This window comes from Flavobacterium sp. 245 (assembly GCF_004362055.1).
Classification (GTDB): domain Bacteria; phylum Bacteroidota; class Bacteroidia; order Flavobacteriales; family Flavobacteriaceae; genus Flavobacterium.
Map to the genome: position 1 here is coordinate 584,444 of NZ_SNXB01000001.1, position 21,536 is coordinate 605,979.

Consider the following 21,536-nt stretch of genomic DNA (forward strand, 5'->3'; position numbering starts at 1 on the left):
GTTTAATGAATACAATTAATGAATATTTAAGTTTAGCAGAATTCGAGTCAATCATTTTTGGAAATAATAAAGTTGCGATCAGTGATCTGGTTTTAAATCGAGTAAACGAAAGCTTTAATTTCCTGAAAGAATTTTCGGGAAATAAAATCATATATGGTGTAAATACTGGTTTTGGACCAATGGCTCAATATAGAATTAAAGAGTCTGACCAAATTCAGCTGCAATATAATTTAATCCGAAGCCACTCTTCAGGAACCGGAAAACCTTTGAGCCCGGTTTGTGCAAAAGCGGCGATTTTAGCTCGTTTAAACACACTTTCATTAGGAAATTCTGGAGTTCATCCTTCAGTAATTCACTTGATGGCCGAATTAATTAATAGAGATATTACGCCTCTAATTTTCGAACACGGCGGCGTTGGAGCGAGTGGCGATTTAGTACAATTATCACATTTGGCTCTAGTCTTGATTGGCGAAGGCGAAGTTTTTTATAAAGGAGAAAGAAGACCAACTCCAGAGGTTTTTGAAATTGAAGGTTTAAAACCAATTCAGGTTGAAATTAGAGAAGGTTTGGCGTTAATCAACGGAACTTCGGTAATGACCGGAATTGGCGTTGTGAACATTCATTATGCTAAAAAATTATTGGACTGGTCATTAAAATCTTCGTGTGCGATCAACGAATTGGTGCAGGCGTATGACGATCATTTTTCGGCAGAATTAAACCAAACCAAACGTCATAAAGGACAGCAAGAAGTGGCTGAAAGAATGAGAAAAAACCTTTCTGACAGTACCTTGATCCGTAAAAGAGAAGACCATTTATATTCGGGAGAAAATACCGAAGAAATCTTCAAAGAAAAAGTTCAGGAATATTATTCTTTACGTTGTGTTCCTCAAATTTTAGGTCCGGTTTTAGAAACAATCAATAATGTTGCTTCGATTTTAGAAGACGAATTCAACTCGGCAAACGACAACCCAATTATCGACGTAAAAAACAAACACGTTTATCACGGAGGTAATTTTCATGGCGATTATATTTCGCTTGAAATGGATAAATTAAAAATCGTTATTACCAAATTAACGATGCTGGCAGAACGTCAATTGAATTATTTATTGAATTCAAAAATCAACGAAATTCTTCCTCCGTTTGTCAATTTAGGAACATTAGGATTTAATTTCGGAATGCAGGGCGTTCAGTTTACGGCGACCTCAACAACTGCTGAAAGTCAGATGCTTTCTAACCCAATGTATGTGCATTCAATCCCGAACAACAACGACAATCAAGACATTGTAAGTATGGGAACAAATGCGGCGGTAATTACATCAAAAGTAATCGAAAATGCTTTTGAAGTTTTGGCGATCGAAATGATTACCATCGTTCAGGCAATTGATTATTTAGGTCAAAAAGATAAAATTTCATCGGTTACTAAAAAATGGTATGACGATGTTCGAAATATAGTGCCAGAATTTAAAGAAGACCTGGTAATGTATCCTTTTGTTCAAAAAGTAAAAGATTATCTGATCAACAGCTAAATCTTTTTTTTCACATATTAATATTGAATCTTAAAATCATGAAAAAAACGCTTATTTTTTTATCGCTTGTATTCATTCAATTTGTTAATAGTCAAGAATTGGCTTTAGTCAAAAAAAATTCAAAGATTGGATATATTTCCAAAGATGGATCTTTCAAAATTGAGCCACAGTACAAATCGGCCAGAAGTTTTTCTGAAGGTTTGGCTGCTGTAGAAAACAACGGAAAATGGGGTTTTATTGATGCAAAAGGCACTTGGGTAATTCCAGCCGATTTTAAAGATGCGAAGGATTTTAACAGCGGTATCGCCATTGTACAAAAAGACAAGGATTGGGTTTATATTAATACAAAAGGTGAAATTCAAAAAGCACCAGCATCAGATAAATTATTTGATTTTAATGACGGCGTTGCTTTCATCAGACAAAACAATAAAGTGGGGTTGATAAACAACAAAATGACTGTTGTTTTAGAACCAAAATACGATCAGATCAAACCTTTTGAAAATGGTTTTGCCAGAGTCGAAAACAACAAAAAATGGGGAATTATTAATACCGCTGGAAAGGAATTAGTAGAACCTATATACGACGAGATAGGAGGTTATTTCAAAAACACAACTTGGGCGAGAAAAGATAAAACTTTCGGACTTGTAAGTGCTGGGAAATTTATTCCGGTTGACGGCGCCGAAAAAATCTGGGATTTTGAAACACAAGATTTGACATTTGCCAAAAAGAACGGAAAAATTGGCTACATTGATTTAAAAGGAAATTGGGCAATTCTTCCTATATATGACAAAGGAAAAGCATTCTCAAAAAATCTAGCTCCAGTTTTAGTTGGAAAAAAATGGGGGTTCATCAATCCAGAAGGAAAATTTGTAATTGAACCAACTTACAGCGATGCCGAAGTTTTCAGTTCAAACGGATTGGCTCCTGTAAAAGAAAGCAATTGGGGATTCATTAATGAAGCTGGAAAAATTGTTATTCCAACTCAATACGGCATTACTGCAAATGCTATTATTGCCATGTTTACGCAACAGGATAAAGGATTTATCGATGGTGTCGCAAGAGTAAAAAATGAAGGAAAATGGGGTTTTCTAAAACCTGACGGAACGGTATTAAGCAATCAATGGTTTGAAAATGCCGAACTATTTTCTAAATCAGAAAAAAAAGAAGTAGTTGAAATTGCGGCGGAAAAGCCAAAACAGGAAATAAAACAAGCCAAGCCAGCAGCGAAAACTGCAGTGAAAAAAAAGAAATAAAACATTTATCTCCAAAAAAAAAATCAATAATGAAATGTGTACTAGTAACAGGCGGTTCGAGAGGAATTGGAAGTGCTATTTGTAAAAAATTAGCCGTCGATGCCGATTATCATATTCTGATTAATTATCATTCGAATAAAACTGCTGCGGAAGAAACACTTCAGGAAGTACAAAAATTAGGCGGAAAAGGAGAAATTTTAGGTTTTGATGTTTCTAATTTTGAAGAAGTTCAAAGCGTTTTAACAAAATGGCAAGAAGCCAATCCGGAAGCGCTGGTTGAAGCTATTGTGAATAACGCCGGAATTACAAAAGATGGTCTTTTTATGTGGATGACTCCCGAAGACTGGAATGGTGTTGTAAACACAAGTGTAAACGGATTTTTTAATGTAACGCAGTTTTTCATTCAAAAAATGTTGCGCAATAAATATGGCCGAATCGTTAATATGGTTTCTGTTTCTGGCGTTAAAGGAACTGCTGGACAAACCAATTATTCGGCTGCAAAAGGGGCGATTGTTGCCGCGACAAAAGCTTTGGCTCAAGAAGTGGCAAAACGAAATATTACAGTAAATGCTGTAGCACCAGGTTTTATCAGGACTGATATGACAAGTCAGCTTGATGAAAAAGAATTATTAAAATTAATTCCGGTAAATCGTTTTGGCGAAGCCGAAGAAGTGGCAGATTTGGTAAGCTTTTTGATTTCTAAAAAAGCAAGTTATATTACAGGAGAGATTATTAATATAAACGGAGGAATATATTCTTAACAGATTACGTTTTTCGAGGTTTGCGAGGTTGTTTTTAAACTTTTTCTCTAGCGCCGAAAATTGCTCGCAAAGTCGCAAAGTCGCAAAGTTTTATTTATAAGACTTAAAAAAAAAGAAAAAACTTTGCGACTTCGCGTCTTTGCGAGATTAAAATATAAAGAATAGCAAAAATAAACTTTGCGAGATTAAAAAAAATACACTTTAAGGATAAAAAATTACTTTGAAAGACCATGAATAAGAGAGTTGTAATTACTGGAATGGGAATTTATTCTTGTATCGGAACTTCTTTAGACGAAGTAAAGGAATCATTATACAATGGAAAATCAGGTATTCAGTTTGATTCTGACCGAAAAGAATTTGGTTTCCAGTCGGCTTTGACCGGAATGGTTCCAAAAGCCGATTTAAAAAATTTATTGACACGCAGACAACGTATGAGCATTGGTGAAGAAACCGAATATGCTTATATGGCTACTATTGAAGCATTGAAAAATGCGAATATCGACGACGCTTTTTTTGACGAACGCGAAGTGGGAATTATGTACGGAAACGACAGTGTTTCTAAAGCAATTATTGATGCTACAGATATTGTGCGCGAGAAAAAAGATACTGCATTAATTGGTTCTGGAGCGATTTTTAAATCAATGAATTCAACGGTAACGATGAATCTTTCTACGATTTTTAAACTTCGTGGTATTAATTTAACTGTTAGCGCGGCTTGTGCCAGTGGCTCTCATTCTATAGGATTGGCTTATTTTTTAATTAAAGGCGGTTTTCAGGACATCATTATTACTGGAGGAGCGCAGGAAATCAACAAATATGCGATGAGCAGTTTTGATGGTTTAGGTGTTTTTTCGAACAGAGAAAGTGATCCTGAAAAAGCATCAAGGCCATTTGATAAAGACCGCGACGGATTAATTCCGAGTGGTGGCGGCGCAACTTTAATTCTAGAAAGTTATGAATCGGCAATTGCAAGAGGCGCCAACATTATTGCCGAAGTTTCTGGTTACGGATTTTCATCAAACGGCGGACATATCTCGACTCCAAATGTCGAAGGACCTGCCACAGCCATGCAACGAGCATTAGAAGACGCAAAATTAAATGCATCGGATATTGAATATATAAATGCACATGCAACCTCAACACCAGTTGGTGATGCAAATGAAGCCAAAGCAATCTTTGAAGTTTTTGGCGAAAAAAATCCACCGGTAAGTTCCACAAAATCAATGACCGGCCACGAATGCTGGATGGCTGGAGCAAGCGAAATCATTTATTCGATCATCATGATGCAAAATGATTTTATAGCGCCAAACATCAATTTAGAAAATCCAGATGAAGATGCTTCTAAATTAAATTTGATCAAAACTACTTTAAACAAAAAATTTGACATATTTTTGTCCAATTCTTTCGGTTTCGGAGGAACCAACTCTGCGTTGGTGGTTAAAAAGTTTAAATTGAACAATGAATAAAGAAGAGATTATAGCGAAAATTAATGGTTTTTTGGTTGATGAATTTGAAGTAGACAATGATGAAATTGAACCAGATGCTAATTTAAAAGATACACTTGGGTTAGATAGCTTAGATTATGTTGATTTAGTAGTTTCTATTGAAGCTAACTTTGGTGTAAAATTGGTTGAAGCTGATTTCGTTGGAATTGCAACTTTTCAAAACTTCTATGACCTTATCGAAACCAAAATAAAAGCAAAAACTGCTTAATGAGTCAATGGGATGGCAAATCAAAAGGTACAGTTTTAGGCTATAGAATATTCGTTTTTTTGATACAAAAAGCGGGTGTCAAGTCTGCTTATGTCTTACTTTATTTTGTTGCTTCTTATTATTTTTTGTTTCTAAAAAAGAGCAATCGCGCTATTTTTTACTATTTCAAAGAAAGACTCCAGTATTCCAATTTCCAGGCAAAAAAAATGGTTTTCAAAAGTTACTATACTTTTGGACAGACTATTATTGACAAAATTTCTATTTCTGCCGGACTGCGAAACAAATTCACTTATGAATTTGACGGAATCGAAATTCTGAAAAAACTTTTGGCCGAGAAAAAAGGAGGTGTCTTAATAAGCGCGCACGTTGGGAATTTTGAAATAGCTGAACACTTTTTTGGCGACATCGATCTTGATTTCCAAATCAATTTGGTTACAACCGATTTAGAACATTCGGCAATTAAGAATTATCTGGAAAGTGTTACGCAAAAATCTTCCGTAAAATTTATTATCATCAAAGACGATTTATCTCATATTTTTGAGATCAATGCGGCTTTAGCCAATAACGAATTGGTTTGTTTTACCGGCGATCGTTATTTTGAAGGAACCAAATCGCTTTCTGAAGAAATTCTTGGCAAAGAAGCCAATTTTCCTGCAGGTCCTTTCTTAATCGCTTCCCGATTAAAAGTTCCTGTTGTTTTTGTATATGTAATGAAAGAACCCAATCTGCATTATCATTTATACGCACGAGAAGCAACGGTAAAACACCGCGATGAAAAAGGTTTATTACAGGAATATGTAAAAAGCGTTGAAAGCATTCTGCAAAAATATCCTTTGCAGTGGTTCAATTATTTTGATTTTTGGAATGATGTAAGATAATATAAAAAGAATCTCGCAAAGTCGCGTAGCCACAAAGTTTTAATTTATAGCTATGCTAAGACTTAGAGATTTTACAATTATTCTTATTAAGCTTTTTTTACTTAATTGCTCCATATTCTTTGCGACTCTGCGACTTTGCAAGATTAAAAACGCAACGAAAATCTTCACGAAAAAAAACTTATAAAACGAATCAATAAACAAGAAAATTCTTTTAAAATAATTTACTTATTTTTGTTCACAACCAAAGCAAGTAAACCTAATGAAAAATGTCCTTGTTATTTTTTATTCTCAATCTGGGCAACTAGAATCAATTGCACGAAATATTGCAAAACCCTTTTTAAATTCAGATGACATAAAGGTAACTTTTCACGAAATTCAATTAGAAAAACCTTTTCCTTTTCCGTGGAATAAAACCACTTTTTTTGACGCTTTTCCAGAATCTTTTCTCCAAATTCCAACGGCCTTAAAACCCGTTCCTGAAGAAATTCTTAATACAAAATTTGATCTTGTTTTACTGCATTACCAAGTTTGGTATTTAACGCCATCCATCCCGATGAACTCTTTTTTAAAAAGTGCCGAAGCCAAAACCATATTAAACAATACTCCGGTAATTACCATAAACGGATCCCGAAATATGTGGATTATGGCACAGGAAAAAGTAAAAGTTTTATTGCGTGATGTAAATGCAAAACTAGTTGGAAATGTAGCTTTAGTAGACCGCGTTGGAAATTTAATCAGCGTAATTACGATTGTAAACTGGATGTTTTCTGGAGTAAAGAAAAGATATTTGGGGTTTTTCCCTTTGCCTGGCGTTTCGGATAAAGACATACAGGAGTCCGATCAATTTGGTGAAGTGATGCTTTCGCAATTCAATCAAAACAAATTAGAAGATTTACAGCCGAAATTAGCTGAAATTGGAGCCGTAAAAATCAGCCCCTATTTAGTGACTGTTGACAAAACTGCTAACAAAATCTTTAATAAATGGTCGAATTTCATTCATAAAAATCAAAAAAACAGAAAACTGCTTCTTAAATTATTTTATGTTTATTTATTCCTCGCAATATGGTTAATCTCGCCAATAGTATATATATTGCATGTTATTAGCTATCCGTTTAAGATTAAAACTATAAAAAAAGAAACTCAATATTATCAGGGAGTTTAGAGACGAAATTAAATTATGTTTGACGTATATATTACCAAAGCCGCGAAATATTTGCCAAATGAAGCTGTTTCAAACGATGAAATGGAAAATTATTTAGGGCTCATAAACGATACTGCCTCTAAAGCAAGACGTATTATTTTGCGCAATAATAAAATTACCAGCCGATATTATGCCGTCGACAAAAATGGTGTAAGTACTCATACTAATGCTGAACTGACAAAAAATGCCGTTTCGCAATTGTTTGATGATACTTTTTCGGCACAAGATATGGAGGTTCTTTCCTGCGGAACATCATCACCTGATGTTTTTGCGCCCTCGCATGCCGCAATGGTTCATGGATTACTAAAAAACAAATCGGTTGAGCTGAACTCTTCTTCGGGAATTTGCTGTTCGGGAATGAATGCCCTAAAATATGGTTTTCTTTCTGTAAAATCTGGAAATTCACAAAATGCTGTCTGTACGGGATCTGAAAAAGTTTCAACCTGGCTTTCGGCACAACAATACAATCGAGAAATTATCAACTTAAAAAATCTGGAAGAACAGCCAATTATTGCTTTCAAAAAAGATTTTTTACGTTGGATGTTATCTGATGGTGCCGGAGCTTTTTTATTAGAAAATAAACCAAGCGGAGACATTTCTCTAAAAATTGAATGGATGGAAGCGTATTCATATGCTTTCGAATTAGAAACCTGCATGTACGCGGGTGGAGATAAATTAGAAAATGGAGAAATAAAACCGTGGAGCGATTACAAGCCTGAACAATTACTAAACGAATCCATTCTTGCAGTAAAACAGGACGTAAAATTATTAGACGAATTTATTTTGCCAAAAGGCGTTCAAAGTATGAGCGATGCCATGGCAAAACATAATGTTACAGCAGACGATATTGACTATTTTTTACCGCACGTTTCTTCACACTTTTTTGTTGACGGACTGAAAAAAGGCTTATTAGAAAAAGGAATTGATATTGCAGACGAAAAATGGTTTATGAACCTTTTAAGAGTTGGAAATGTTGGCTCAGCATCAATTTATATTGCAGTTGAAGAATTAATAAATTCTGGAAAACTTAAAAAAGGAGATAAAATTTTCCTTTCAGTTCCAGAAAGCGGAAGATTTTCATTTGCTTACGCCTATTTAACCGTTTGCTAATGAATGCTTCAATACTTTTAGAAAAAGAAGCTGTAGAAAATCTGCTTCCGCAAAAGTTCCCTTTTGTAATGGTAGACCGCATGTTTTCTTATTCTGAAACCGAATTGACCTCCGGCCTAAAAATTCAAAATGATAATATTTTTTTAGAAGAAAATACTTTTTTAGAAGCTGGATTAATAGAACATATGGCGCAGTCAGTTGCATTGCACACGGGTTATCATTTTTTTTTGAAAAACGAAATTGCACCAACTGGATATATTGGTTCTATTAAAGAAATTGAAATCAAAAAACTCCCAAAAATTAACGATACCATTCAATCGAATGTTACCATCTTACAAGAATTTGCCGGAGTTACTTTAGTTGATATTGTGACTTTTTTAAATGATGAGGAAATTGCAAGCGGACAAATGAAAACCGTTTTAGCAAAATAATATGACAATGAAAGTTGGAATCGACATACAAAATTATTTACCACACCGCGCGCCAATGCTGATGGTCGATTTGATTTTGGAAATTGATGCCACTTCTGTTGAAACCGAATTTTTGATCAAAGAAGACAATATTTTTGTCGATAAAAACATTTTTACAGAAGCCGGTTTAATCGAAAATACAGCGCAGACGTGTTCGTCAATTGTCGGAAAAAAATATTTTTTCGAAGAGGATGGTACAGAAAATGAGAATGTTAGCGTTATAGGTTTTATCAGCGCCTTAAAAAATGTAAAAATACATACATTGCCAAAAGTTGGCGACATTATAACGACCAAAGCAACTTTGGTTTCGAAATTTGTTGGCGATGATTATACTTTGTGTACGATGAGCTGTCAAAGTTTACTTGAAGACCAAATACTTTTAGAATGTGAAATCAATTTGTTTATTCAAAAGACGATTTCGACTACAACATAATTCTAATAGAAAAATTTAACCGTCATGGAAAAAGAAAATGTACCTCAGCACGATGGAAATTTAAGCAAAAAGAACCTCAAAGAATTGGTTTATGCTACCGATGAAAACGGCAATTATACAACCGCTTTAAGTACAGGCTGGGAACCAAAAGCCATTGCCCTTTCGAACGCGATTGACGATATAAAAGAACGTGCCGAAGAAGCCAGACTAAAAGTGAAAAACGGAGAAGTGAGCCCAATTTGTTATTATATGGAACTCAATAAAATGGATCTTACGATTCTTTCCGGTTATGTTGATATGTGGAAATGGCGTGTAAAAAGACATTTTAAACCAACTGTTTTCGCGAAACTAAACGACAAAACTTTACAAAAATATGCCGACGCTTTTGATATTTCAATAGCCGAATTAAAAAACTTTAAAACAGATTAATGCAAGTTACTTTTACACACCATCAATCTGCTCATTGTGAAAATGGAGTAGCTTCAAATTTGCTAAAAAACAGCGGACTGAACATCAGCGAACCGATGGTTTTCGGAATTGGTTCCGGCCTTTTGTTCGTGTATTTGCCTTTTATAAAGGTAAATCACGCGCCAGCCATTAGTTACAGAACTTTGCCCGGACAGATTTTTAATAAAGTCGCTAGCCGTTTAAATCTTAAAATAAAAAGACAAAAATTTTCATCTGTTTCAAATGCCACTCAGGCTTTAGACGAAAATTTAAAAAATAATATTCCAACCGGATTACAAGTTGGCGTTTACAACCTTACTTATTTTCCGGATGAATACCGTTTTCATTTCAACGCACACAATTTAGTCGTTTACGGAAAAACCGAAACCGATTATTTGATCAGCGATCCTGTTATGGAAACTGTTACAACTTTAACGCATAATGAACTAGAGAAAGTACGTTTTGCCAAAGGTGCTTTTGCACCAAGAGGCCAAATGTATTATCCAATTCAGGTTTCGAGTCAAGTTGATTTTAAAAGTGCGATCATCAAGGGAATCAAAGATACGTGTCGCACTATGCTGGCACCAATGCCAATTGTGGGAGTACGCGGTATCAGATTAGTTTCCCGCCGAATCAGAAAATGGCCTTCAAAACATGGTGTCAGAAAAGCCAATCATTATCTGGCGCAAATGGTGCGCATGCAGGAAGAAATTGGAACCGGAGGCGGTGGTTTCCGATTTATTTATGCCGCATTTTTACAAGAGGCTTCGGTTATTTTGGGTAATGAAGAATTGAAAAATCTTTCGAAAGAAATGACACAGATTGGAGATTCCTGGCGGGATTTTGCTGTAGAAGCTTCCCGAATTTATAAAAACAGAAGTGCCAAAGAAGACGCTTACAACGCCATCGCCGATGAACTTTTGAGCATCGCCAATCGCGAAGAAATCTTTTTCAAAAAACTAAAAAAAGCAATCAGCTAACTATATTTTGAATTCCATTATAAAAATAGAATCCCTTTCGAAAAAGTACAAAGACGCAGAAATGTTTTCTTTGAACGACGTTTCGCTGGACATAAATGAAGGTCAGATTTTTGGTTTATTAGGACCAAATGGCGCTGGAAAAACCACTTTAATTTCCATGCTTTGCGGATTGATCAAACCAACTTCAGGACATTTTACCATTAATGATCTGGATTATTCGCATCATTCCTCCAAAATCAAAAAAATCATTGGCGTTGTTCCTCAGGAATATGCCCTTTATCCAACTTTGACGGCGCGCGAAAATCTGCATTATTTTGGAAGTATGTACGGTTTGAAAGGTTCCGATTTAAAAGACAAAGTAATCGAAACTTTAGATCTTTTGGGACTTTTAAAATTCGCCGACAAACGCATTGAAACCTTTTCGGGCGGAATGAAACGAAGAGTCAATTTGATTGCCGGAATTCTGCACAATCCGAAAGTTTTGTTTTTGGATGAACCAACCGTTGGTGTTGATGTACAATCTAAAAACGCTATTTTGGATTATTTGAAAGTGTTAAACCAAAACGGAACAACTATTATTTATACCTCCCATCATTTGGCGGAAGCCGAAGATTTCTGCGACACGATTGCCATTTTGGACCAAGGCCGAATTTACGCCCAAGGCACGCCGTCAACTTTGATTGCGTCTGTTGAAGAAGCCAGAAATCTCGAGGAAGTTTTTATTTCATTAACCGGTAAAGACTTTAGAGATGCTATATAAAATTTGGATGTCCATAGTAAAAGAATTTCTACTGCTTAAACGTGATTTAGGCGGTTTGATCATTCTTTTCATCATGCCTTTGATATTGGTAATCACGGTTACTATCATTCAGGATAGCACCTTTAAAACGGTAAGCGACAATAAAATTCAGATTTTATTGGTAGATAAAGACAAAGGTTCGGTTTCAAAAACCGTTTTTGATAATCTGCAAAAGAACAATGCATTCGATATTATAACACAAATCGATAATCAGCCCATTACGGAAGAAATTGCCAAAGAAAATGTATACAAAGGAAAATTCAAACTGGCGATTGTAATTCCGAAAGATTTGAGTGTCGATTTACAAGCCAAAGTAGATCAGAATGTACAAAATATTGTGAGCAAAATGGGTTTTACAGATTCTGTTGCCGAACCAAAAACTTCAAAAGTTTTACAGCAAAAAGAAGTTAAATTGTATTTTGATCCGGCTGTTCAAATGAGTTTCAAAACTTCGGTAATGAATGCCATTGACAAAATGATTTCGCAGATTGAAACGAAATCTATTTACACCACTTTTCAAAATCAATTAGGAGAAGAAAATACACAATTCGATCAAAAGAGTTTTATCACTTTTAAAGAGATTATCCCACGAATAAACAACAAAGAAGTATTGCCCAATTCGGTTCAGCACAACGTTCCGGCCTGGACACTTTTTGCGATATTTTTTATTGTGATTCCATTATCCATCAATATTGTAAAAGAAAAATCACAAGGAACATTTGTGCGTTTACTGACCAATCCGACTTCGAATTTAATTATCATCATCGGAAAAACCATTACGTATTTGATCATCTGTATGATTCAGTTTTATATGATGGTTGCGGTGGCGATTTTCCTTTTTCCGCATATTGGTTTGCCATCCTTAAATGTCGAAGGGCATTTATTTTTAATGAGTGTTGTGGCTTTATTTTCAGGTTTTGGTGCCATTGGTTTCGGAATTTTATTGGGCACTATTGCGAGTACACAGGAACAATCAGCTCCGTTTGGCGCAACGAGTGTAATCATTTTAGCCGCCGTTGGAGGTGTTTGGGTTCCGGTTTTTGCGATGCCAAAAATCATGCAAATTATCGCCAAATCATCGCCTATGAATTGGGGATTAGAAGCTTTTTACGATGTGTTATTGCGCAACGGATCATTCGCCGAAATCATCCCAAAAATAAGTTTGCTATTTTTGTTCTTTATAATCACAACTTCCATTGCCTTATTTTATGACAAAAAGAAAAGAACAGTATAACGAAGCCACTTCCCTAACCGTTTCGCACGAAATCAGAATTCGTTTTAACGAAACTGATCCGCTTGGAATAGTTTGGCACGGCCATTATATTACCTATTTTGAAGATGGAAGAGAAGCCTTTGGACGAAAACACGGACTTACGTATTTAGATATTGGAAATACTGGTTACACCACACCAATTGTAAAATCAAAATGCGAACACAAATTGTCTTTGCGTTACGGCGATGTTGTAACGATTGAAACCACCGTTGTCGACACACCAGCCGCCAAAATAATTTATCGTTTTAAGATTATCGATGCAAAAGGAGAAGTTGCCTGTACTGGAGAAACCGTTCAGGTATTTTTAGATAAAGAAGGTAATTTAATGCTGACAAATCCTCCTTTTTATGAGGAATGGAAACGAAAAGTGGGATTGTTGTTATAAACACGAATTACACCAATTTACACAAATCAAAAATCTGTGTAAATCCGCTTAAATCCGTGTCATCCGCGTTCCATTTCAGCATTCAATAAAAATCACAAAATGACAAGAGAAGTATATATAAATGAAACCAATTGTATCACGCCTTTAGGTTTTGATGTTGACTCCAACATCGAAGCGATTTTGCGTGGCGATTCCGGAATTCAATTGCATCAGGATATTTCTCTGATGCCGAATCCGTTTTATGCTTCTGTAATTGCTGATGAAAAAATAAAAAGTGCTTTTGAAAAAATTAGCACTGACACCAAATACTCTCGTTTAGAAAAAATGATAATTTTGGCTTTAGAGCCGATGATTAAAAATTCCGGAGTTGAATTAAATTTGAAAACCGCTTTTATACTTTCGACTACAAAAGGAAATGTTACGGCTTTAAGAAATGATTCGGAAGAAAGTTTTCAAAACGCGCATTTAGATGTTTTGGCTCAAAATATTGCCAATTTCTTCGGATTTAAAACAACGCCAATTGTAGTTTCGAATGCCTGTGTTTCTGGAATTTTAGCGATTTCAGTTGCCAAAAGAATGATTCAGTCGGAGCTTTATGATACCATTTTTGTTGTGGCCGGCGATGAAGTTTCAGAATTTGTTTTATCTGGTTTTAATGCTTTTCAGGCAATGAGCGATTTGCCTTGTAAACCGTATTCTAAAAACAGGACTGGTGTAAGTTTAGGAGAAGCAACGGCCGCTGTTTTAGTTTCGGCGGAAGCCAGAAATGCCAAAATAAAAGTAATTGGAGACAGTTCGATAAACGATGCCAATCATATTTCAGGACCTTCAAGAACAGGCGAAGGTTTGTTTAGAAGTATTCAGAATGCGATGAAAGAAGCAAAAATCAATTCCAATCAAATCGATTATATTTCAGCGCACGGAACCGCAACTCCGTTTAACGACGAAATGGAAGCCATTGCATTAAATCGTTTGGATTTACAAAACGTTCCGGTCAATAGTTTGAAAGGATTTTACGGTCATACGTTGGGCGCTTCAGGGTTATTGGAAACGGTTATTGCGATTGAATCTGCAAATCGAAATATTCTTTTTGAATCGAAAGGTTTTGATGAAATCGGCGTAAGCGAAAAGATTAATGTTATTCAGAAAAATGAAGAGGCAAATATTGAAATATTTTTGAAAACGGCTTCTGGATTTGGGGGTTGTAATACGGCTGTGGTTTTTGAGAAAATGAAATAATATGGAAAATCAAACAAGTTGGACACCATTTCCTGATGATAATTTACTTGGTTTAACTGATAAAGATAAAATCAATGAATTTGAAGCATCTGGTATTGCCAAAGCAGAACTTTTTACTTTTGAATTAGAAACTGATGTTGAAATTTCAACAACTCTTATTTTAGAAATTCATAAAATTGCATTTGAACAACTTTATGACTGGGCCGGAAAATGGAGAACTACAGAAGTTTCTGTTGGACAACTAATTCCTCCAAAACCTGTAATGGTTTTACAAGCGATGTATCAATTTCTAGACAACCTCAATTTTAAAATTTCAATTGCTAAAACTTCAAAAGATCAAATTGATTGCTTGGTTTATGCCCATTATGAATTCATAAAAATTCATCCGTTCAATAATGGAAACGGAAGAACCGGCAGGATTTTGATGAATCTTGTTGCATTAAAATTTGGGTATCAACCTTTGGAATTATATTATAGAGAAGGCGAAAGCAGAAAATTTTATATTAATGCGATGAAAACTGCAGACAATGGAGATTTTAAAATGTTAACCGAATTAATTAGTGAAGAATTGATCTCCTTTTAATTCTTTGTCTTTTAAAATTCCATTTACAATTTTTACGATTTTAGTTTTCGAAACTTGTTGATCTTCTAAGGACATTGTAGAAAATACAGTATCAGCAAGCACTTTTGACAAAAAGCTTTTCTGTTTTAGTTTCGGATATTTTTCGTAGAATTTCATATCTTGACAAAGTTATAAAAAATAATGACTCAAAATACACACATACAATCCTACATCACAATCCAAAACAACGAAATTGTTTTGAACGGAACTTCTGTATTCAAAATCGAACCAAGCAATTTTGCTGATTTCTCCAAACTAGCCTATCGTAGTTTTGACATTCAATATCCGAAGTTTTTCAAAATGGATGCTTTGAGCAAATTGGCTTTTTTAGGTGCTGAATTACTTTTGAGTCCGATTACTTCTTCTGAGGAAGAAAATAATATTGCTTTGGTTTTGGCCAATAAATCTTCTAGTTTAGATACCGATGTAAAATATCAGGAATCTATTTCTGACAAAGAAAACTATTATCCGAGTCCGGCGGTTTTTGTTTATACGCTGCCAAATATTTGTCTGGGCGAAATAAGTATCCGTCATCAGTTGAAAAGCGAGAATTCTTTCTTTATATTTGATGTTTTCAATACTGAATTTATGTCAAATTATTCGAATATTCTATTAAACTCGGATAAAGCAGATGTAGTGCTTTGCGGTTGGGTAGAATTTTTTAATGACGATTACAAAGCGTTTCTTTGCACAATAAGCAAGGAAGCAAACACAAAATATACGAACGAGACTATCAATACATTATATAATAACTCATCATGGAAGCATTAAAAGAAGAATTAAAAAATAAAATCATAACGACTTTAAACTTAGAAGATATCGCAATCGAAGACATTGCAGATAACGATCCTTTGTTTGGAGACGGTTTAGGTTTAGACTCGATTGATGCACTTGAATTAATCGTGATTTTAGATAAAGATTACGGAATTAAATTGGTGGATCCGAAAGAAGGAAAATCAATTTTCCAGTCGATTGAAACTATGGCGGCGTACATTAGCGCTAACAGAACGAAATAAGACTTTCTTAGACTGGCTTAGATTTTTAGACTTCTTAGACAAACACTTTCCAAAAAATCTAAGAAGTCTAATGTCTAATTTTCTAAGTAAGTCTAATAAAAAAATCTAAGAAGTCTAAGTCTGTCTAAAAATCTAAGAAGTCTAAAATAAAGTCTAAAAATGAAAGGTGTCGCAATAACCGGAATGGGAATTATCTCTTCGATTGGAAATTCAGTCGAAGAAAATTATATTTCGTTGATCGAAAATAAAATTGGCATTTCCAAAATCCAAAATATTCCGACTGTTCATGCCGATGTGATTAAAGTTGGCGAAATCAAAAAAACCAACGAAGAATTGGTTACCGAATTACAGCTTTCTGAAAATAATAATTTTTCGAGAACAGCTATGATTGGCACTTTGGCAGCGAAACAAGCGGTTGAAAATGCCGGAATCATCTCGATAAACGAATTTAGAACCGGACTTATTTCGGCTACAAGCGTGGGCGGCATGGATATGACCGAAAAGCATTATTATGATTATTTCGAAAATCCAGATCTTGTAAAATACATTTCCTGTCATGACGGTGGCGACGTGGCTGAAAAAATTGCTTCAGAATTGGGTTTAAAAGGAATGGTTACGACAATCAGTACGGCCTGTTCATCGGCAGCGAATGCGATTATGCTGGGCGCGCGATTGATCAAAACCGGAAAATTAGATCGCGTTATTGTGGGCGGAACCGATGCTTTGGCAAAATTCACCATCAACGGATTTAAGACTTTGATGATTTTATCTGACGATTACAACAAACCTTTTGACAATACCAGAAAAGGATTGAACCTGGGCGAAGCGGCGGCTTTTTTAGTTTTAGAATCAGATGAAATGGTTGAAAAATACAACAAAAAAGTACTGGCAAGAGTTTCGGGTTACGGAAATGCAAACGATGCTTTTCATCAAACTGCTTCTTCAGAAAATGGCGACGGCGCTTATTTGGCAATGAAAAAAGCTTTTGAAGTTGCAGGTTTAAAGCCTTCTGAAATTGACTATATCAATGTACACGGAACGGCAACTCCCAATAATGATTTATCGGAAGGAAGAGCTTTACTTCGCATTTATGAAGATGGAAAAGTGCCCGATTTCAGTTCGACCAAACCTTTTACCGGACATACTTTAGCAGCCGCTGCCGCGATTGAAGCTGTTTACAGTGTTTTGGCGATTCAGAATAGTGTGGTCTATCCGAATTTGAATTTTGAAGTTCCGATGGACGAGTTTGCATTGCAACCTCAAACTTCCCTAAAAATGAAAAATATCGAACACGTTTTATCTAATTCTTTCGGTTTTGGAGGAAATTGTTCCACACTAATATTTTCTAAAAGCTAATGAAATCGTCATGATTCCAATAAAAATCAACTACTTAGGTAAAGTCTGCAATAAAAATTAAAAAGCTTAATTTTAGCCACAAATTACACAAATTTACACAAATTAATTGGCGGAAATTTGTGTAATTTGTGGTTAAAAACTTTTCTAGAAGGTAATAACAAAATCCACTAAAGCGCATAGTTTAAACTTTTTTAAAACCAATATTAAGAATGACGATTCAATCTTCCTTTAGAAAAACAAATATAATCTTCGTATGAAAAAAACATATATAAATGGAGTAGGGTGTATTTCGACTCAAAAAACATTTGATACTATTTTTTTAGAAGAAGCAGTTATTAACACAAACGAAACTGTTCTTTCGATTATTCCTCCGGTTTACAAAGATTATATTTCTCCTGCTGCAATTCGAAGAATGGCAAAAGGAGTAAAAAACGGTATCGTAGCTTCGGCCTTGGCCATGAAAGATGCGAAGGTCGAAAATGTAGACGCGATTATTACAGGAACGGGTTTGGGATGCATTGAAGATTCTGAAAAATTCCTGAAAAACATTCTCGATAATAATGAAGAATTTTTAACGCCAACATCTTTTATTCAATCGACGCATAATACCGTTGGCGCTCAAATTGCTTTGTCGTTGCAATGCAAAGGCTATAATTTTACGTATGTAAACGGAGCCGTTTCTTTTGAATCGGCACTTTTGGACGCTAAAATGCAGATTGAAGAAAACGAAGCCAATTCGATTTTGGTTGGTGGAGTTGATGAAAACGGCGAATATACTTTGTCGCTTTTCAAATTGGCCGGAAGAATTAAAAAAGAAAATGACCTTCCATCTGATATTTTAAATACCAATTCAACGGGAGTTGTTTATGGTGAAGGCGCGAGTTTTTTTGTTTTAGAAAACGAAAGAAAAGATTCTACTTACGCTGAAATTTTAGATGTTGAAATCAGAAATACGCTGGAAGTAAATGAAATTGAATCTGAATTAATAGCCTTTTTAAAAGCCAATAATTTAGAAATTTCAGACGTTGATGCTGTTGTTTTTGGATTCGATGGAAATATTGAATCTGATATTTTTTATAAAAATATTGCAGAAAATGCTTTCGCAAAAACACCTCAATTGTATTACAAACATTTGAGTGGAGAATACGATACGGCTTCGGCTTTTGCTTTGTGGATGGCATCAAAAATTATAAAAACGCAGGAAATTCCGGAAATTGTAAAAGTAAATTCGGTTACAAAACCATCTTACAATACCATTTTATTGTACAATCAGGTAAATGGAAAAAATCATAGTTTTACGTTGCTTTCAAAATGATAACGCATAAAAACATATCTCTGTTTTTTATTTTTTTATTGCTTTTATTATTTCTTCTGAATCTTTATATGGCAATAAATTTTTGGTGGTTTGTTTTGATTGTTTTGATTTGGATGGGAATAAATGCTTTTGGTTCTGCCCGAATTTCTTCTAATTATCATGTAAAAGCTTTCTGTAATAATCCGTCGGAAACGGAGAAAAAAATTGCTTTAACTTTTGATGATGGACCGAGTGAATTTACTTTGGAAGTTCTGGAACTTCTGAAAAAATACAATGCAAAAGCGACTTTCTTCTGCATTGGAAAAAATATCGAAACACATCCGGAAATTGTAAAACAAATTATTGCTGACGGTCATTTGGTTGGAAATCATTCCTACAGCCATTCTAGGTTTTTCGATTTTTATCATGAAGACAAAATAACGGATGAACTTCGCAAAACAGATGCACTTCTGGAGAAATTCACTTCAAAAAAAATAAACTTCTTTCGTCCGCCTTATGGAGTTACGACGCCTTCTATTAGCAGAGCATTAAAAGTTACCGGACACAAAGTTATTGGCTGGAATATTCGTTCGCTTGACGGCGGATTAAAAAATCAAGATTTGATTTTAAGCCGAATTATAAAACGCATTTCTCCCGGCGGAATTGTACTTTTGCACGATACTGCTCCACACTCTGTTTTGGTATTGGAACAGTTTTTGCAATTTTTACAGCAAAACAATTACAAAGTGATTTCTGTGGAAGAACTTTTGAATCTTAAAGCATATGAAAATTGAACGCGGATGAGACGGATTCGCTAACGCGAAAACGCGGATAAAAACGGATTTTATCTATAATCTGGTTTAATCATTTATCCCGATAGCTATCAGGAGTGGCAAAAATTTAAAAAAATATGAAATCTAAAATAGCACTATTAATTCTATTTCTTTCAGGCAATTTGTTTGCTCAGGAACAAAAAATGACAGATGCCGAAATTACAACTTTCAAGCAAGACGTGAATGTGGTATCTAAAAAAATCAAAACTTTAAGTACTGATTTCGTTCAATACAAACATTTGGATTTTTTGTCAAAAGATATTGAAACATCTGGAAAAATGGTTTTTAAAGAACCTGCGCTATTATCATGGCAATATAAAAAACCATACAATTACAGCATCGTTTTTAAAAACGGAAAAATCCTGATTAATGACGAAGGAAAGAAAAGTGCGGTTGATATTGGCAATAGCAAAATTTTTGGAAGAATCAATAAATTAATTGTTGGGAGTGTGAGCGGAAACATGTTTGATGACAAAGAATTTACGATTTCGTATTTCAAATCAAAAGGACAAAATATTGCGAAATTTGTTCCGAAGGATGCAACGCTAAAAAAATACATCAAACAAATTGAACTGACTTTCGACAAAGAAGAAGCAACAGTTGTTCAGGTAAAGTTATTAGAATCATCTGAAGATTATACCCGAATTGTACTTAAAAATAAAGTGATCAATGCAAAAATCGACGATTCAGTTTTTACTAATTAATTGCTTATTAGCAATTGTTTTGGTTTCCTGTGGCTCGGTCACAAAAAATTATACGCCTAAAAAATTAGATAAAACGGCCATTGAAGTTCCTTATTTTGCTGATTCAAAAACCGATTATGTTTATAAAACGAATATAACGGTTTACGGCCATGAATTGTCTGGAATTTTTATTGCCAAAAAAGTAAACGACACCACACATCGAGTCGTTTTTACCACTGAATTCGGTAACAAATTGTTAGATTTTGAAATTTCTGAAAAGACTTTTAAGGTCAATTCCATAGTTTCTGAACTTGATCGAAAAATCCTGATTAATACGCTAACTGAAGATTTTAGAATTCTTCTTAAAAAAGAGTATCAGATTCAGGAACAGTTCGAAAATGAAAATTTTGACATTTATAAATCGGCAGACGGAGATCGCGACAACTATCTTTTCTATTCAAAAAAAGATCAAAAATTAGAAAAAGTAGTACGTTCTTCTAAAACAAAAGATAAAATAACAATTACTTTTACTTTAGAAAACGATATTTTTGCTAAAAAAGTCGTCATTTTACATCAAAATATAAAGTTGAAAATTGAACTAAATTATTTTAAATCAGAGTAAAAACTCAAGTTAAACCAAAATTAAAGTAAACCCAAAATGAGAAAAATAACCTTAATTGCAATTGTTTTATTTGCTGGTCTTGTAAAATCACAAGCACAAGTTAAAGTTAGTCCGGGAATTCGTGGTGGTTTGAATCTTTCATCCTTAACGAATATTGACAACAACAGCATGAAATCTGATTATTATGTGGGTGGTTTAGTCGAAATTAAATTCAACAAATATTTTACGCTTCAGCCAGAAATTACGTATTCAAGACAAGGTGCCGAAGGACGTGAATATTATTTGGGTGCTCCTGCTCAAGATGCAAAATACGAATTAAATTATGTAACGCTTGGTGCGGTTGCTAAGTTTAACTTTGGAGGGCAAGGTTTTCATGTGTTAGCCGGACCATCACTTGACATTAAAACCAGCGACAATTTTGGGCAATACGGATATGATCCAATTGGTACAGACTTGGCTTTTGTGGGCGGAATTGGTTACAGTTTGCCAAACGGATTAACTTTTGAAGCGAGATTTAAACAAGGATTAATCGATATTTATGGTTACGACGGACTTGACAGTGATAATGGCTACTATTATGAAGATATTATTTTAAATCAGGTATTGCAATTTGGAATCAGCTATACTTTTAAAGTCAAATAA

At 34.7% G+C, this 21,536-nt stretch carries 26 protein-coding genes; 25 read left to right on the forward strand and 1 reads right to left on the reverse strand.

Going from position 1 to position 21,536, the window contains the following annotated elements; genetic code table 11:
- The first annotated feature begins 5 nt into the window (after positions 1 to 5).
- The 17 genes from hutH to EV145_RS02520 all read left to right on the forward strand — a co-directional run bounded on the left by hutH (position 6) and on the right by EV145_RS02520 (position 15,051).
- Positions 6 to 1,526, forward strand: coding sequence for a histidine ammonia-lyase (gene hutH, locus EV145_RS02440; RefSeq protein WP_133523636.1), 1,521 nt, complete (start codon positions 6 to 8; stop codon positions 1,524 to 1,526).
- Between the two features lie 38 nt (positions 1,527 to 1,564).
- Complete coding sequence (locus tag EV145_RS02445; RefSeq protein ID WP_133523637.1) at positions 1,565 to 2,779, forward strand: WG repeat-containing protein; 1,215 nt, start codon at positions 1,565 to 1,567, stop codon at positions 2,777 to 2,779.
- Positions 2,780 to 2,808: 29 nt separating this feature from the next.
- Positions 2,809 to 3,540 (forward strand): 3-oxoacyl-ACP reductase FabG, encoded by a 732-nt coding sequence (gene fabG / locus EV145_RS02450; protein WP_133523638.1) that lies wholly within the window; start codon positions 2,809 to 2,811, stop codon positions 3,538 to 3,540.
- Between the two features lie 230 nt (positions 3,541 to 3,770).
- On the forward strand, positions 3,771 to 5,006 hold the full coding sequence (locus EV145_RS02455) for a beta-ketoacyl-[acyl-carrier-protein] synthase family protein (RefSeq protein WP_133523639.1): 1,236 nt from the start codon (positions 3,771 to 3,773) through the stop codon (positions 5,004 to 5,006).
- Positions 4,999 to 5,253 (forward strand): acyl carrier protein, encoded by a 255-nt coding sequence (locus EV145_RS02460; protein WP_133523640.1) that lies wholly within the window; start codon positions 4,999 to 5,001, stop codon positions 5,251 to 5,253. Before EV145_RS02455 ends, EV145_RS02460 begins: the two co-directional genes overlap by 8 nt.
- Positions 5,253 to 6,131, forward strand: coding sequence for a lipid A biosynthesis acyltransferase (locus EV145_RS02465; RefSeq protein WP_133523641.1), 879 nt, complete (start codon positions 5,253 to 5,255; stop codon positions 6,129 to 6,131). Before EV145_RS02460 ends, EV145_RS02465 begins: the two co-directional genes overlap by 1 nt.
- A 259-nt stretch (positions 6,132 to 6,390) precedes the next feature.
- Positions 6,391 to 7,293: a flavodoxin family protein gene (locus EV145_RS02470; protein WP_133523642.1), complete on the forward strand. Its 903-nt coding sequence runs from the start codon at positions 6,391 to 6,393 to the stop codon at positions 7,291 to 7,293.
- Between the two features lie 15 nt (positions 7,294 to 7,308).
- The gene (locus EV145_RS02475; protein ID WP_133523643.1) at positions 7,309 to 8,442 is read left to right on the forward strand and encodes a beta-ketoacyl-ACP synthase III; all 1,134 of its coding nucleotides are present in this window, start codon (positions 7,309 to 7,311) and stop codon (positions 8,440 to 8,442) included.
- Positions 8,442 to 8,873 carry a hypothetical protein gene (locus EV145_RS02480; protein WP_133523644.1) on the forward strand — a complete coding sequence of 144 codons (432 nt, stop codon included), beginning with the start codon at positions 8,442 to 8,444 and terminating at the stop codon, positions 8,871 to 8,873. Before EV145_RS02475 ends, EV145_RS02480 begins: the two co-directional genes overlap by 1 nt.
- A gap of 7 nt (positions 8,874 to 8,880) precedes the next feature.
- Entirely contained in the window at positions 8,881 to 9,345 is a 465-nt protein-coding gene (locus EV145_RS02485; protein ID WP_133523645.1) for an ABC transporter permease, read from the forward strand.
- A 24-nt stretch (positions 9,346 to 9,369) separates the two neighbouring features.
- A complete protein-coding gene (locus EV145_RS02490; RefSeq protein ID WP_133523646.1) occupies positions 9,370 to 9,774 on the forward strand; it encodes a hypothetical protein in 405 nt (134 codons plus the stop codon).
- Positions 9,774 to 10,772: a BtrH N-terminal domain-containing protein gene (locus tag EV145_RS02495; protein ID WP_133523647.1), complete on the forward strand. Its 999-nt coding sequence runs from the start codon at positions 9,774 to 9,776 to the stop codon at positions 10,770 to 10,772. The genes EV145_RS02490 and EV145_RS02495 overlap by 1 nt, the downstream gene beginning before the upstream one ends.
- Positions 10,773 to 10,833: 61 nt before the next feature.
- Complete coding sequence (locus EV145_RS02500) at positions 10,834 to 11,532, forward strand: ABC transporter ATP-binding protein (protein WP_035747741.1); 699 nt, start codon at positions 10,834 to 10,836, stop codon at positions 11,530 to 11,532.
- 7 nt (positions 11,533 to 11,539) lie between these two features.
- Positions 11,540 to 12,805 (forward strand): ABC transporter permease, encoded by a 1,266-nt coding sequence (locus tag EV145_RS02505; protein WP_133523648.1) that lies wholly within the window; start codon positions 11,540 to 11,542, stop codon positions 12,803 to 12,805.
- Entirely contained in the window at positions 12,780 to 13,229 is a 450-nt protein-coding gene (locus tag EV145_RS02510) for an acyl-CoA thioesterase (protein ID WP_133523649.1), read from the forward strand. The genes EV145_RS02505 and EV145_RS02510 overlap by 26 nt, the downstream gene beginning before the upstream one ends.
- Positions 13,230 to 13,328: 99 nt before the next feature.
- Positions 13,329 to 14,468, forward strand: a complete 1,140-nt coding sequence (locus EV145_RS02515) for a beta-ketoacyl-[acyl-carrier-protein] synthase family protein (RefSeq protein WP_133523650.1) — start codon at positions 13,329 to 13,331, stop codon at positions 14,466 to 14,468.
- Position 14,469: 1 nt separating this feature from the next.
- Positions 14,470 to 15,051 carry a Fic/DOC family protein gene (locus EV145_RS02520; RefSeq protein ID WP_133523651.1) on the forward strand — a complete coding sequence of 194 codons (582 nt, stop codon included), beginning with the start codon at positions 14,470 to 14,472 and terminating at the stop codon, positions 15,049 to 15,051.
- On the opposite strand, the gene EV145_RS02525 is transcribed toward EV145_RS02520, so the two are convergent.
- Entirely contained in the window at positions 15,022 to 15,207 is a 186-nt protein-coding gene (locus EV145_RS02525; protein WP_133523652.1) for a hypothetical protein, read from the reverse strand. The genes EV145_RS02520 and EV145_RS02525 overlap by 30 nt on opposite strands.
- A 24-nt stretch (positions 15,208 to 15,231) precedes the next feature.
- Here EV145_RS02525 and EV145_RS02530 point away from each other — a divergent pair, with 24 nt between their 5' ends.
- The 8 genes from EV145_RS02530 to EV145_RS02565 all read left to right on the forward strand — a co-directional run bounded on the left by EV145_RS02530 (position 15,232) and on the right by EV145_RS02565 (position 21,536).
- Positions 15,232 to 15,861: a 3-oxoacyl-ACP synthase gene (locus tag EV145_RS02530; RefSeq protein WP_133523653.1), complete on the forward strand. Its 630-nt coding sequence runs from the start codon at positions 15,232 to 15,234 to the stop codon at positions 15,859 to 15,861.
- Complete coding sequence (locus tag EV145_RS02535; RefSeq protein ID WP_026727250.1) at positions 15,849 to 16,106, forward strand: phosphopantetheine-binding protein; 258 nt, start codon at positions 15,849 to 15,851, stop codon at positions 16,104 to 16,106. The genes EV145_RS02530 and EV145_RS02535 overlap by 13 nt, the downstream gene beginning before the upstream one ends.
- A 159-nt stretch (positions 16,107 to 16,265) precedes the next feature.
- Positions 16,266 to 17,462 carry a beta-ketoacyl-[acyl-carrier-protein] synthase family protein gene (locus EV145_RS02540; protein ID WP_133523654.1) on the forward strand — a complete coding sequence of 399 codons (1,197 nt, stop codon included), beginning with the start codon at positions 16,266 to 16,268 and terminating at the stop codon, positions 17,460 to 17,462.
- Between the two features lie 253 nt (positions 17,463 to 17,715).
- Positions 17,716 to 18,777 carry a beta-ketoacyl synthase N-terminal-like domain-containing protein gene (locus EV145_RS02545; RefSeq protein WP_133523655.1) on the forward strand — a complete coding sequence of 354 codons (1,062 nt, stop codon included), beginning with the start codon at positions 17,716 to 17,718 and terminating at the stop codon, positions 18,775 to 18,777.
- Positions 18,778 to 18,845: 68 nt separating this feature from the next.
- The gene (locus EV145_RS02550; RefSeq protein WP_243739191.1) at positions 18,846 to 19,550 is read left to right on the forward strand and encodes a polysaccharide deacetylase family protein; all 705 of its coding nucleotides are present in this window, start codon (positions 18,846 to 18,848) and stop codon (positions 19,548 to 19,550) included.
- Between the two features lie 116 nt (positions 19,551 to 19,666).
- The gene (locus tag EV145_RS02555; protein ID WP_133523657.1) at positions 19,667 to 20,293 is read left to right on the forward strand and encodes an outer membrane lipoprotein carrier protein LolA; all 627 of its coding nucleotides are present in this window, start codon (positions 19,667 to 19,669) and stop codon (positions 20,291 to 20,293) included.
- The gene (locus EV145_RS02560) at positions 20,259 to 20,894 is read left to right on the forward strand and encodes a hypothetical protein (RefSeq protein ID WP_133523658.1); all 636 of its coding nucleotides are present in this window, start codon (positions 20,259 to 20,261) and stop codon (positions 20,892 to 20,894) included. Before EV145_RS02555 ends, EV145_RS02560 begins: the two co-directional genes overlap by 35 nt.
- 36 nt (positions 20,895 to 20,930) lie before the next feature.
- On the forward strand, positions 20,931 to 21,536 hold the full coding sequence (locus EV145_RS02565; protein ID WP_133523659.1) for a porin family protein: 606 nt from the start codon (positions 20,931 to 20,933) through the stop codon (positions 21,534 to 21,536).